Source organism: Collinsella sp. TM05-38 (genome assembly GCF_003466445.1).
GTDB lineage: Bacteria > Actinomycetota > Coriobacteriia > Coriobacteriales > Coriobacteriaceae > Collinsella.
The window spans coordinates 21,078-34,741 of record NZ_QSPM01000003.1 but is presented as its reverse complement, the minus strand read 5'-3'; the positions used below and the strand labels follow the sequence as shown (position 1 = coordinate 34,741).

At 61.2% G+C, this 13,664-nt stretch carries 11 protein-coding genes; 10 read left to right on the top strand and 1 reads right to left on the bottom strand.

The window, feature by feature from the left end:
* The first annotated feature begins 160 nt into the window (after positions 1-160).
* Complete coding sequence (locus tag DXD49_RS01925; protein WP_117794061.1) at positions 161-3,616, top strand: CAP domain-containing protein; 3,456 nt, start codon at positions 161-163, stop codon at positions 3,614-3,616.
* 201 nt (positions 3,617-3,817) lie between these two features.
* Here the strand turns inward: DXD49_RS01925 and DXD49_RS01920 are convergent, their stop codons facing one another.
* Positions 3,818-5,521 (bottom strand): OPT/YSL family transporter, encoded by a 1,704-nt coding sequence (locus DXD49_RS01920; RefSeq protein ID WP_117794060.1) that lies wholly within the window; start codon positions 5,519-5,521, stop codon positions 3,818-3,820.
* Positions 5,522-5,824: 303 nt separating this feature from the next.
* On the opposite strand from DXD49_RS01920, the gene DXD49_RS01915 reads away from it, so the two are divergent.
* From DXD49_RS01915 to DXD49_RS01875, 9 genes are all read left to right on the top strand, one after another.
* Positions 5,825-6,679, top strand: coding sequence for a type III pantothenate kinase (locus DXD49_RS01915; RefSeq protein ID WP_233541722.1), 855 nt, complete (start codon positions 5,825-5,827; stop codon positions 6,677-6,679).
* 83 nt (positions 6,680-6,762) lie between these two features.
* Positions 6,763-7,287, top strand: coding sequence for a dCMP deaminase family protein (locus DXD49_RS01910; protein ID WP_117763487.1), 525 nt, complete (start codon positions 6,763-6,765; stop codon positions 7,285-7,287).
* A 172-nt stretch (positions 7,288-7,459) separates the two neighbouring features.
* Positions 7,460-7,738 carry a NifU family protein gene (locus DXD49_RS01905; RefSeq protein WP_099432127.1) on the top strand — a complete coding sequence of 93 codons (279 nt, stop codon included), beginning with the start codon at positions 7,460-7,462 and terminating at the stop codon, positions 7,736-7,738.
* A 109-nt stretch (positions 7,739-7,847) separates the two neighbouring features.
* Positions 7,848-8,669, top strand: a complete 822-nt coding sequence (gene lgt, locus DXD49_RS01900; protein ID WP_117794059.1) for a prolipoprotein diacylglyceryl transferase — start codon at positions 7,848-7,850, stop codon at positions 8,667-8,669.
* A gap of 85 nt (positions 8,670-8,754) precedes the next feature.
* Complete coding sequence (locus DXD49_RS01895) at positions 8,755-10,938, top strand: DUF6020 family protein (protein WP_233541721.1); 2,184 nt, start codon at positions 8,755-8,757, stop codon at positions 10,936-10,938.
* Between the two features lie 165 nt (positions 10,939-11,103).
* Positions 11,104-11,910: a YebC/PmpR family DNA-binding transcriptional regulator gene (locus DXD49_RS01890; protein WP_006234926.1), complete on the top strand. Its 807-nt coding sequence runs from the start codon at positions 11,104-11,106 to the stop codon at positions 11,908-11,910.
* Between the two features lie 166 nt (positions 11,911-12,076).
* Entirely contained in the window at positions 12,077-12,622 is a 546-nt protein-coding gene (locus tag DXD49_RS01885; protein WP_147347821.1) for a hypothetical protein, read from the top strand.
* Entirely contained in the window at positions 12,615-12,992 is a 378-nt protein-coding gene (locus tag DXD49_RS09865; protein ID WP_233540326.1) for a DUF2273 domain-containing protein, read from the top strand. The genes DXD49_RS01885 and DXD49_RS09865 overlap by 8 nt, the downstream gene beginning before the upstream one ends.
* Positions 12,993-13,036: 44 nt before the next feature.
* Positions 13,037-13,558 (top strand): Asp23/Gls24 family envelope stress response protein, encoded by a 522-nt coding sequence (locus tag DXD49_RS01875; RefSeq protein WP_117763490.1) that lies wholly within the window; start codon positions 13,037-13,039, stop codon positions 13,556-13,558.
* Positions 13,559-13,664: the final 106 nt, after the last annotated feature.

Sequence of the window (13,664 nt, the reverse complement as noted above, 5' to 3'; positions counted from 1 at the left end):
GAATATGATGCACCAGCTCCTACATATGTGACGAAATTGTGAAGCACGAGAGCGCGAATTTCAAAAAATCCGCCGGTGACCAATGTTGCGCAACAGAATTCAAAAATCAGCTCCTACATTTTGAAGCGTATGGATACATCCGTGTCAAAGGGAGAAAGCCATGGCAAACTACAGCCCACAACACTTTGAGCCTCGGGCTAAGGCCGTCAATGTCAAGGGCGTTGCCAACCGCGCCGTCGCAACCGTTTTGACGGCGGGCCTCATCGCTCAGCCGCTCATGTCGCCGCTGGCGGCAATCGCCGCACCGTCAACCGGTAACGGCGATTCTGTTCAGGGGGGGGGTAGTTCTGTAGAGAACACCGTTGCCGCCGGTAACCAAGCGGTCGTAAAGACGGCTGCCCAGCTGGCCGAGGAGTCGGCAAAGCAGCTCAAGGACGCTAAGGCCGCCTACGATGCCGCCCAGAAGAACGCCGATGCGGCGGGCCAGTCTCAAAAGCAGGCGCAGCAGCAAAAGAATCAGGCCTCGCAGGCTGTGAGCGACAACGAAATCGAGCAGAACGCAGCAGAAGTCGCCGCGCTCCAGGAGAAGATTGACGAGCTCAAAGCCGCCGTCGAAAAGACCGAGCAGCAGCAGAAGAAGCTGGGCGACCTGAACGATCGGCTCGAACAGGCCAACAAGAGTGTCGAGGATAAGACCCAGGCGCTCAAGGACGCCAAGGCAAAGCAGGATGAGGCCAAGAAGGCCCTCGACGATGCCCAGGCTAAGCTCGAGGCCATGGGTATGGACGAGTACGAGGCCGCCAAGAAGGCCGTCGAGGACGCGCAGGCAAAGCTCGATGACGCCAATAAGGCCGTTACTACTGCACAGGCCAATCTGGACCAGGCCAAGGCTGCCGAGGCCAGCGCCCAGCAGGAAAAGCAGAATACCGAGGCAGCTTTGACGACTGCCCAGGCCAAGAAGCAGGAGACTGCTGCTGCTCTCGCAGCCGCAACCACCGCGCGCGATAACGCCCAGCAGAAGTTCAACCAGGCGCAGGCCGCGCTCGATGCTGCCGTCTCGGGTACGGGTGTTGACCTGAGTGCGCTTGAGGCCGCCAAGAACACTGCCGCCAGCGAGCTCGCGACCGCGCAGGCCGCGCTCGAAGCCGCGACGACTGCAGACGCCACCGCACAGGCGAACCTGCAGGCCGCGCAGACTGCCGCCACCGCCGCACAGGAGAAGGCCAACGCCGCCAACGCTGCCATGGCATCTGCCCAGTCTGCATATGATGCGGTAAGCAAGGAGTACAACGCCGCCGTCAGCAAGCGCGACGCCGCCAAGGCCGCATACGAGAAGGCACAGCAGGCCGAAGCAGACAAGAAGACCGCGTACGATAAGCTTGTCGAAGTTCGCAAGCAGAAGCGCAGTGAGTGGGAGGCAGCCTGCGCTGCTTCGAACGCCGCGGAAAAGGCTTATGACGCTGCTAATGCCCAGGTTGAGGCTCTTGAGCAGCAGATTGCAGACCTAAAGTCCAACATGACCGTTGACCAGGAAGTCATCAATAAGGGCATGCTCGGCTTTATGGCCTACATCAGCAACAGCAGCGATTTCACCGCCCAGCAGAAGTCGAATGCAAGTACCGCCGCGTCGATGCTCATGGGGACGACAGAGAAACAGGACTGGTATGACAAGTACGTCGATCAGGACATGTCTCGCGACACCAATCCGCTCTCCTTGGAGCAGATGCGTAACGCCCTGACCTACCTCGATACCCAGAACAACCTCCGCAAGGCGAACGGCCAGTCTGAGCTTAGCGTCAGCCTCCGCATGACTGCGGCAGCCGCCCTCAATACATCATATTCATCGAACATCTGGGGACACTCGAACTGCTATTTCGATCAAGGTGAGAATCTTGCAGGCGGCGGCGGGGCATACACCGGAGGCGAGACCGAGGATACCCTCGGCTGGCCATATACCGGTCTCTACACCCAGGAGAAAAAGGCGTTCGATAAGTACGTCGAGCAGTATGGTGACGCACTTGGAAGCCATCGATATGATTCCTACTATATCTACCAGCACTACAACAGCATCTACCATGAGTGCGGGCACTATCTAAACATCATCGATGCCGGCGCGAAGGCTATCGGCATCGCGACCGGTAGCGGTAAGAATACCGATTCCGAGGTAACCGTTTTCGACTATAGCGGGAGCACGGGGCAGAAGGATTTCACTGTCTCCGAGTTCAAGAAGCTCGTGAACGACTACATCGACTCTGCCTATAACGCTGGCGGCACGCAGGCGCAGAAGGCGCAGCTCAAGGAGCTTCAGGGCAAGCTCGCCGAGGCGCAGAAGAACTTTGGAACTACTAGGGAAGCTTACTTCGCAGCTGTAAACGGGCAGGATGCCGCCCAGGACGCTTTCACCGCAGCAGATGTGAACATGAACACCGCCAAGGGTGAGTACGAGAAGGCTAAGTCCGGTACCGCCGCCGCGAAGACGGCATACGACGCCGCGAAGGACGCACTCGGCGGAATCGACATCGAGTCCCTCAAGCAGAACCTCGATGCCGCCAAGGCCGAGGCCGCTACTGCCCAGGCGGCTCTCGATAAGGCAAACGCCACGCTTGCTGACAGCAAGACGAAGGCAGCCGACGCCGCTGCTCACAAGGCGAAGGCTCGCAGCGCCCGCGATGCCGCCAAGGCAAAGTCCGAACAGGCCAATGAGGCGTATGACAATGCCACGGCTTCGGTCAAGGACCTTACCGCCAAGCGCGATGCCGCCAAGACGGACCTTGCGAACAAGCAGGGCACGCTTAACGATGCCAAGAAGGCTGACGGCGCTGCCCAGGCTGGCGTTGACAAGGCTCAGGCCGCAGACGTGCACGCCGCGACCGCTCTTTCGGACGCCAAGCAGGCAGTTGCCGCCAAGAAGCAGGCCCTGTCCGACGCACAGGAGAAGGTCAAGGCCGCCGAGGGCGAGCTGGCCACCGCGAACAAGGCCTTTGAGCGCTTCGCTGGAGCCCAGAAAGCGGTCGACGACGCCAAGGTCGCCTATGACGCCGCCGTCGCCGGCGTCGCCGATGCCCAGAAGCAGCTCGAGGCCGCCAACGAAGCCGTCGTCGATGCGAACTTCGAGATCGTCAAGGCCAAGGCCGAGCTTGCCAGCGATGAGGCACTCAAGGCCGATCTTGAGGCTGTCGACCACAAGGCATCCCTTGCCGCGGGCACGACGGGCAACGAGAAGCTGGTCAAGCTGAACGCTGCCTACGCTCGCTATAAGACCGCCGTCGATGCCGCTGCTGGTCTCAAGGCTGCTCTGAGCGATGCCGATGCCAAACTGTCCGATGCCAACGACGCCTATGCCGCCGCGCTTGCCGAGCTTGGCGATGCCAAGGATGCCCTGGCTGCCGCGCAGGCCGAGTACGACAAGTATCATCCCAAGGCCGAGCCGCAGGCCAAGCCTCAGGTTGCGCAGGCTGCTGCAAAGGCTCCTGTCGCCAAGAAGAAGGCCACGTCGGCCGCGCTCGCCCAGACTGGCGATGACTCCGCTCTTGCGGGCGAGGTGTTCGTCATCGGCGGTATCACCCTCGTGGCCGCTGGTGTGACGCTGAGCGATCGTCGTCGCAAGCAGATGTAGCGTTTCGAGCGTAGATTCTGCAACGAACTTCGGTTCATAGCAGGAACGCTTCGATAGCTTAACCGATAAGGCCGGCGCGCTGTTAAACGCAGCGCGCCGACCTTTCTTTGTTTCGATATCAAAAAGCCCGGTCAGCAGCCGCAGAAGCTACCGGCCGGGCAAGCCGTAGGCAATATGGTTGCTGTCGAGCAGCTGCTCAGCTTAGCCCAGCAGGCTCAAGCCCACGGAGACAAACGCCAGGATAACGCCGACGATGGACTCGCCGCCCAGCAGGCCGCTGGCAACGACCAGGCCCTGCTCCTGGAAGGCGGCATCCTTGGCGGCCTTCTCCTCGTCCGAAAGACCGGCCTCGGCGTCGCGGTGAGCGGCCCACTTGTCGTAGGCGAGCTTAACGCAGGAGCCCAGGAAAGCCGTGAGCGACATATAGAACGGCAGGTACACGCCCAGGCCGATCATCATGGCCGGAATGCCGAGCCAGTACATGACGATGCCGGCGATAAAGCCGCCTGCGAACCACGGCACGCTCGGGATGCCCGAGACCATGGTGGCGACCACGCTTGCCTGCGCGGCAACGAAGCTCTTGTCGGGGCCAAAGGCGTCCGGACCATAGGCAGTGACGAGCGCGACCATGACGGCGGCAGCGACCACGGCGCCCACGATGCCGCCGATGGCCTGGCCGATCCACTGCGCACGCGGGTTGGTGCCCAGCACGGCGCCGGCCTTAAAGTCGTTCATGACGTCGCCCGCAAGGCCGCACGCCACGGCCACGATGCCGGCGATGAAGAACAGCTTGACCTGCGCGAGCTGCGCGAAGGCAGCCACGATGAGCATGACGATGAGGCCAAAGATCTCCATGGGGTCGATACCCGTCTGGCCGCAGCTCTGCGCGCTCATGATGGTGGTGACAAAGGTGAACAGCGTGACGATGACGGCTGGAACAGGGCCAAGATCGAGTACGATGGCAACGCTCACGGCGATGGCGGCAGCGCCCAGGCCGATGATGCCGGCGTCGAGCTTAAGGGAGCCCGAGATGAGCGACTGCTCGTCGGTGTCGGTGGAGCTGTCGGCGGCGAGGCCGCGGACGATACCGGCGACCTGCGGCAGGATGTCCTTGAGGACGACGGCGACGCCAAAGCCCATCATGAGGCCCATACCCAGGGACTTAACAATGCCCTGTGCGGTCATAACGTCAAACAGACCGGCAGCGGTGCCGCCGACAATGATGCCAAAGTTGCCCAGCAGCGCGCCGGCAAACCAGAACGCGACGGGGGCGAAGCCCACCAAAAAGCCGATGGACAGCAACATGGGCGAGTTGTAGATGGCAAAGGTCACGCCGGGGATATTGAGCGTGCACAGCATGCTGGGAACCACGCCCAGGGCGTCGCGCAGCACGCTGTATATGCCGGCGATGGCCATGGAGCCAAAGAGCTGCTTGCCGGTCTTGCCGCCGGCCTCGGTAGCACGCAGGGTTTGAGCTGCGGCGTTGCCGGTTGGGAACTCAAGCGCGGCGTCCACGATAAAGTGACGGTGGATGAGTGCTGTCGCCAGAAGGCCCAAGATGGTGCCGGCGAGTGCCACGATAAACATGTCGAGCCAGCTGATCTGGTCGGCATAGCCCAGCATCCAGGCGCCCGGGATGGTAAACGCCAGACCGCCGGCGACCATGGCGCCTGCGGACATGATGGTGTGGGTGACGTTTGCCTCGTTGAGGCTGGCGTTGCCCATGAGCTTAAGGAAGAACAGCGAAATGACGGCAGCGAAAATAATCGGCCAGGGGAGCGCACCCATCTTGAGGGCGGTATAGGCCGAGCTTGCCGTGATGATCACGCAGCCAAGGACGCCGATGACGACGCCGCGCAGCGTGAGTTGCCCGCGCATCGAAGCGCGGTTCGAGGGATTGCTCATATAAAACTCCTTTGCGTATATCCGCTTCCCCCGGGAGCGCCGCTACGGATACGGCGCGGGAAGTCGGGTTACCAAGGGCCGCCGCGTGAGCCCGCGCGCGACCGCGCATCAGTATAGCCGCAAGGTAGTCATTTTGGGACGGGGCTATTTTAGCTACCCTTTGACAGTCGACGAATTATCTGGGATTGGGGCAAATATCAACCGACATATTGGGGTAGCTAAAATTGCCCCGTCCCAAAATGACTACCTGGGATGGCTGGTTCGGGTAGGCGATATACTGCTGGGCAGACGAAAGGAGCGCCGATGATGCTTAATGGGTGCGCATACATATTGACGGTCGACGTGGGCAACACGTTCATTCGCTTTGGTCTGTTTGCCGAGGATTCGGCTGCGGCGCAGGAATGCCCGCTTGCGACGTGCGAGATCACGACGCCGACCCGTATTACGGCCGATGAAGCGCGTATGCGTCTCGCTCAAGTCATGGCCGCGCTGGCGGCCGATGCGGGCATGCCGGGCACACTTGTGCCCACGGCTGCCGTGCTGAGCTGCGTGGTGCCGGCGCTCGAGCGCCCGTGGAAGACGGCGCTTTCTCGCACCTGTACGGGGCGCGTGCTCACTGTGGGACCGGGCCTCAAGACCGGCATGCCTGTGCACTACGATGACCCGGCCGAGATCGGTCCCGACCGCATCGCCGACGCCGTGGCGGCCCGTGCCGTCTACGGCTCTCCGTGCATCGTGATCGACCTGGGCACCACGACCAATATCGAGGTCATCGACGCGCACGGCACCTTTGTCGGCGGCGTTATCGCGCCGGGGCTGGCGCTCGGCGCCCGTTCGCTCTCGGCAGCTGCGGCGCGCCTGCCGCAGGTTGAGCCCTCGGCGCCGACGCATGTGATCGGTCGCAACACGCGCGAGGCCATGCGTTCGGGCGTGGTTCTGGGCGAGGTGGCCCGCATCGACGGCATGCTCGACATGGTGCTCGCCGAGATGCGCGCGACCAAGGCCGCGGGGGAGGGCGACGTGCCCATCGTCATCACCGGCGACGATGCCGACCCGCTCGCGGCGTTGGTCGGCCACAGCCTGACGGTCGACGACGCGTTGACGCTGCGGGGTCTCGCCGAGCTGTACCGCATCAACCAAAAGCCCCGCCGCGTGTAAATGTGAGGGCGCCGGTGGGACAAACGCCCTACCTTTCACCTGCTACAATGGGTCAAACTATTGCGATTACGGAGGTGTCTGCCATGTCGGACGATCTTCATCAAACTTCGTCAGGCAAGCGCCTGGACGTCATTAGCTGGGACGAGTTCTTTATGAGCGTGGCCATCGCCGCGCAGCGCCGCAGCAAGGACCCCAACACACAGGTGGGTGCGTGCATCGCCAGCACCAACCACCGCATCCTTTCGGTGGGCTACAACGGTACACCCTCGGCGCTCAACGACGACTTTTTCCCGTGGGGTACGAGCGACGACCCGCTGCAGGACAAGCACAACTACGTGGTCCATGCCGAGGCCAACGCCGTGCTCAACTACCGTGGCTCGCTCAAGGACCTCGAGGGTTCCACGGTCTACGTCACACTGTTCCCGTGCCACGACTGCGCCAAGATTTTGGCGCAGGTGGGCGTGGGCGAGGTTGTCTACCTGGACAACAAGTACGCCGACACCGATGATGGACGCATCAGCCGCCGTATTCTCGACTCCTGCGGCATCAGCTACCGCCAGGTTATCGTCGATGTTCACATCGGCACCGAGGGGCAGGCTCGGCAGTAGCGCGTGGCAACGCCAGCTGGCAACAAAAAGCAGCTAAAAGAGCCCCGTCCTAAATTGACTGCTCGTGAAAGTCGTGTCCGCACGCATGGCTGGCGCCTAAGCGGGTACATGGCTGTAGTAACATAGCCCCTGTCCGCGGGCGTGCCCGCGTTATTGTGAGAAAGGAGCCCCTGTGGCTGTTAACGAAGAGCTGCTTAAGAAGGTTCTTGAAGAGATTCGCCCCAACCTGCAGGCCGATGGCGGCGATATGGAGTATGTGGGCGTCGACGACGAGGGCGTTGTCAAGCTGGAGCTGCAGGGCGCCTGCGCCGGCTGCCCCATGAGCTCGCTGACCCTGTCTATGGGCATCGAGCGCATCCTGAAGGAGCACGTGCCCGGCGTCACCCGTGTCGAGCAGGTCAATGCTTCTGGCGAGACCGACGACCTGTACGACGAGTACGCGCCGTTCTAAGCTGCGAAAGCTGCGGACGGCATGCTCCGCATAGACGTTACGCCCAGATATGCGGCTGCGAGCGCAAGGCCCGCGGCCGCATTTGTATGTAGGGAGTAGGAGGGTCGACATGCTCAACGACTTCTACCATATGCTTGATCCCGTCGCGATTTCGGCGGGGCCTATCACGATTTACTGGTATGGTCTGGCCTATGTGGTCGGCGCCCTGCTCACGGCGGTCGTCATGTACCGCACGCAGCGTCGCTGGGGCTTTGACATCACGATTGATGACCTGACGAGTGTCGTGGTCGGCGTGGTCTTTGGCCTCATTATCGGTGCGCGCCTGTTCTACGTCGTCTTTTACGGTGATGGCTACTACTGGGCGCACCCGCTCGAGATCTTTGCCACCAACGAGGGCGGCATGAGTTTCCACGGTGGCCTGGTCGGCGGCATTATCGGCGGCATCATCGTGTGCCGCATGTATAAGCTCGACGCCTGGACCATTGCCGACCTTGCAGTTATCGGTGCTCCGCTGGCGCTGTGCCTGGGCCGTTGTGCCAACTTTGTCAACGGAGAGCTGTGGGGCAAGCCGACCGATCTGCCCTGGGGCGTGGTCTTCGGTGGCACCGCGGGGGATATGCCTCGTCACCCCTCCCAGCTCTACGAGGCATTTCTTGAGGGCATCGTGCTTTTTTGCATTCTGCAGGTGCTCAGCCGCAAAAAGCCGCTACTGCCCCAAGGCACGTTTATGGGCGTGTTTGTGATGGGTTACGGCATCGTCCGCTTCCTCGTCGAGTTCGTGCGCGTGCCCGATGCGCAGTTGGGCTATCTGCTGGGTGGCGTTATCACCATGGGTCAGCTGCTGAGTTTGCCGCTCGTGATCGCCGGCCTGGCGCTCATTATCTTCGCCCGACACCGCAATCGCCCCCAGCGCATCTACCTCGACGCCTAACCACCACATACCACCACAAAGGGGACAGGCACCTTTGTGGTGGTTTTGCCGAGTTTGATAGGTTTCTAGAAAGGCTCTTTGGACTGTGAAGGATTCCGACCTCTCCACAACGGCTGCGCGCGATGCCGCTCGCATCGTCTGGTTTAAGCGCTACCCCGCCAAGCAGACGCTCATCGCATTTTTGCTCGCGCTGTTGGCGACCACGGCGTTTTCCATCGATCCCGCGCCGGTGTCGAGCAACGCAGTCTTGGCGATTGACCCCAAAGCCTCGGGCATGCTGTACGTGTGCTACGAGGTACTCCTCTCGTTTGCCGGCCATACCGACGCGGTCATGCTGCTTGCACTTGCCTGCCTGCTCACGCTGCCGTTTCGCTACGTGTTCTTTGGCCGCGGCGACACCTGGCGCCCATCAATCATTCTGCCGTCGCTGTTTTTCGCCATCTGCATGGTGTTCGGCCGCAGCTACGACCTCACCGACTCGGCCGAGATCGTCCTTGGCGACAAAGCTCGCATCATCTGCGCCTGGATTGGCGGCGCGGGCTGGATGCTCCTGGCGATCGTTGCCTTCTACCTTGCCTTTGAGTGTCTAGATTGGCTGAGCTCTCGGCGCATTCCGTTTTCCGAAGCGCACTTTGGCCGCATATGGCGTGTGGCTCACGCCGTACTCTCGGTCCATCCCTTTGCCGGGCCCTTCCTGGTGCTTATGATCGCCTGGGCGCCCACGCTCATCGCTTCGCTGCCCGGCCTTTTTATGGGAGATACGGGTGCGCAGATTCGCCAGTGGTTCAACTATCCCAACGGCACGAGCGACTACCTGCGCCTACTCAACCCCAACGTGCTGCTCAACGGACATCACCCCGTGGTGCACACGGCCATTATCGGCTCGTGCGTTCAGCTGGGGCTTTCGCTGTTCAACAGCGCTAACGCGGGCCTCATCATCTATACCTGCACTCAATTTGTCATCACGGCTGCCTGCATGGCCTATTCCATTTCGTCGCTGCGCAAACTGGGCGTGAGCCTGCCGGTTCGCGGTGCGATCCTGCTGTTCTTTGCGTTTATGCCGATGTTCTCTAACTACGCGGCGCTGCTCACCAAAGACGTGCTGTTTGCCGACGCGTTCTTGGTGCTGCTGGTACAGACCGTCAAGCTCGTTGCGTGTGGCTTGCCCCGTCGTGATGCCAATGTCGAGCGAGCGGGCGAGAAAGCCCCCGTGCTCTTTGCGCGCCACGACTGGCTGCTGCTCGCTCTGGGTGCCATGGGTTCCACGTTTCTGCGCAATGGAGGTCTGGTGTTTCCCCTGGCGGCATGCGTAATCGCGGCGGCGTTTTGCGTATGGGACGTGCATGTGGCTCGTCGTGCAGCCAAGCAGACTGGTGCTGCGCCTTCGGGCGCCATCCCGCGTTTCCGCTGGGTTGGCGTTCTCGCGGTGCTCGCGCTCTGCCTTGCCTCTAATATGTACTTCACCAAGGTCTTTATGCCGGCGCACGACATCACGCCTGGTTCCAAGCGCGAAATCCTCTCGATTCCGTTCCAGCAGACGGCTCGTTTCGTCCAAAAGCACGACGGCCTCAACTCGGGCGTCAACCCCACGGTTAAGGAGGACGGCACCATCGTGGAGGCTCCTTGCGACGGCTTGGTGACCGACGAAGAGCGTGCCGTGATCGACCGTGTGCTCAAGTACGAGAATCTGGGCCGCCGCTATAACCCGGATAAGTCGGATGCCGTCAAAAATTGCTTTAACGAATACGCCTCGCAGGAGGACATCAAGGCCTATTTTGAGGTGTGGGCCCAGATGTTCAAAAAGGATCCCGAGTGCTATATCTCGGCGCTCATCAATAACTATTACGGCTACTTTTATCCGAGTGCCCGCGATGCGTGGGTCTACAGCACGGCGCGCAGTGCCGAGATTATGGCGCGTCCCGACAATCTCAAGTACTTCGACTTCCATCCGGTCGATAGCAAGGTGGTGCGCTGGTGCGACCACCTGATCAACCTGTATCGCGTGGCGGTGCAGCGCATCCCGTTTATCTCGCTCACCATGAGCTCGGCCACCTATGTGTGGATCATGATCGCCGTGGTGGTCTACCTGCTGCGTCGTCATTCATGGCGTGCGCTGGCAATCTGGGTGCCGCTGTTGGGCGTGCTCGCTGTGTGCCTGATTGGCCCGTGCAATGGCTCGACCTACATGCGCTACCTGTATCCGGCCATCGCCTGCATGCCCTTCGCCATCGGCGCCACCGTCACCCGCAGCGACTTCCTCTGGTCCTAACTTGGTGCATTGGGGTCAGGTTACTTTGCACCAAAGGGTGGCATCATCACGACGCCTTCATTTTGGGGTTTATCTCGCAGGCCAGTAGGTATATCATAACGACGTTTGTTTATATTGCCCGAGCATCTGCGCTGGGCTTTAGGTCGAAACCGATAGGAGACACGTATGTCCGGACACTCTAAGTGGGCCACAACCAAGCATCGTAAGGGCGCGCAGGACGCCAAGCGTTCCGCCCTTTTCTCCAAGCTCAGCCGCAACATCACCGTTGCTGCCCGTCTCGGCGGTGACCCGCTGCCCGAGAACAACGCCAGCCTCGCCGCTGCCGTTGCCAAGGCCAAGGCTCAGTCCATGCCTAAGGACAAGATCAAGTCCGCTATCGACAAGGCTTTTGGTTCGGGCGCCGATGCTGCCGTCTACGAGAACATCGTGTACGAGGGCTACGGTCCCGCCGGTGTCGCCGTCTACGTCGACTGCCTGACCGACAACCGCAACCGTACTGCCGCTGATGTCCGTTCCGCCTTCTCCCACGCTGGTGGCAACCTGGGCACCTCCGGCTCCGTCGCCTTCCAGTTTGAGCGCAAGGGCCAGATCGTCGTCGCCAAGGAGATCCTGGACGAGAACGCCAAGAAGGAGACCATGATCGCCAACGGTGCTGCTGGTGACGAGGATGAGTTCATGATGGCCATCGCCGAGGCCGGTGGCGAAGACTACGAGGATGCCGGCGAGGAGTGGATCGTCTGGACTACTGCCAACGAGGTCATGGCTGTCTCCAAGGCGCTCGAGGAGCAGGGCGTCCAGGTCAAGGGCTCCGAGACCACCATGGTCCCGACCACCCCGACCGAGGTCTCCGGCGCCGACGCCAAGAAGGTTCAGCGCCTCATCGACCGTCTTGAGGAGCTCGACGACGTCCAGGATGTTTACAGCACCATGGACATGACCGACGAGGTCATCGCTGCCCTCGAGGAGGAGTAGCGCTCGCACGGGTTAAGCCGTGCATATCTGGGCATAATGAAGCGAGCATGCAAGTCTCGTGGAATAGATGAGCCGGATCCGCGTGCGTAGAGCACCGGACCCGGCTCTTTTATAATGATGCGAACCGTTTTGCATTTCGAGAGCCGAGATTTGAAGGGAGCGCCGCGTGCGCGTACTCAAACGAGCCCTAGCGATCGTGTACCTTGCCGCCACCATCGTGGCGCTGGGTACGCTTGTCTGCCAGTTTTGGGGGCCGTATACGTATCGCTTTATGTTGCTGATGCGCGACCCCATGCCGCGCATCGTCGTCACGGCGTGCGCCGGCGTCGTGGCGATCGGCGTGCTGGTAAGCTTCTTCCGCCTGATGTTCGCCCGTCGCGAACCGTCCTGCGTGCATCCGGCGGGGGAGCGCAATATCGAGGTTACCCTTGCGGCGCTTTCTTCGTGCGCCAGGGCCGCTGCCGAGCGCGACGACCGCGTGATGGTCGAGCATGTCGAGGCCCGCGTCCAAGGCTCCGACGATTCGCACGTCCGTTTTAAGGTCGAGGCTATCGCGCTTGACGACCGGGACGTGGCCTCCCTTGCAGCCGCGATGCAGCAACGTATCGAGGAGGCCTGCGACACCATGCTCGGCACGCCGGGCACGACCGCACGCGTCCGTTTTTTGCCGTCCAAGACTACCGTCCAGACCGTGGAGGTTTCCGGTGAGTGATACCAATCAAGATAAGACCGCTCGTACGCCGCGCCTGACGATTGACCAGAGCGCCACGCCGGCGAACGAACCTGTTGATTCCAAAGCAGAGGCAACCGAGTTACAAGACGCGGCAGCCGCGGATTTTGACGAGGCTATGGGTCTCATCAAGGGTACGGGCGCTGCCATCTGGAGCTATGCTGTGCGTCATCCCAACACCACGCTTGGCGCCGTCGCTGGCTTTATCCTCGCCGTGTTGGTGCTCACGCTCGGCCTGTGGGACACACTTGTCATTGCATTCTTCGTGCTGATCGGCGCCGTGATCGGCCAAATTCGCGACGGCGAGAACGGGATCGTCAACTTCTTCGGCCGTCTGTTTAGCGGCCGCTAATATGTATTCGACTGTCGCATCCGCGGCAGGCATAAGGAGGAACCATGGCTTTTAATACGAAGGTCGATGTGGCCGATACCGAGCTCGAGGCAGACGAGACCGTCACCGCCGAGGCCGAGGACGTAACGCTCGAGGATGAGGCGCTCGTCGAGGCCGAGTCCGCCGATGATGCGGACGAGGATGATGAGGAAGCAGACGAGTCCGAGGACTCGCTGACCTATTCTAACGGCGTGATCGAGAAGATCGTCGCCATGGCCACTCGCGAGGTGCCGCACGTCTTGGGCATGAAGGGCAACCTCATGCACTTTGTACAGGAGCAGTTTGGTGCCGAGAACCTGACCAAGGGCGTGACGGTCGAGGTCACCGATGACAACCGCGTGGTCGTCAACATTTCCGTCATTATCGAGTATGGCGCCTACGCGCCCGCGATTTTCGACGACGTTAAGGCGCGTGTGTCCGAGCGCCTCGCCGCGATGACCGGCCTTGAGGTGGCGGGCGTCAACCTACGCATCGAGGATGTCATCACCCCCGAGGAGTACGAACGCCGCACCAACCAGCACGAGTAACCTGCCAAAAAGGGACAGGTTTATTTTGGCAGGTTTTATCTGCGAAAACGTCAAACGGCCGGCCGCGCAGGAACATGCGCGGCCGGCCGTTCTTTGTATGCCCCCG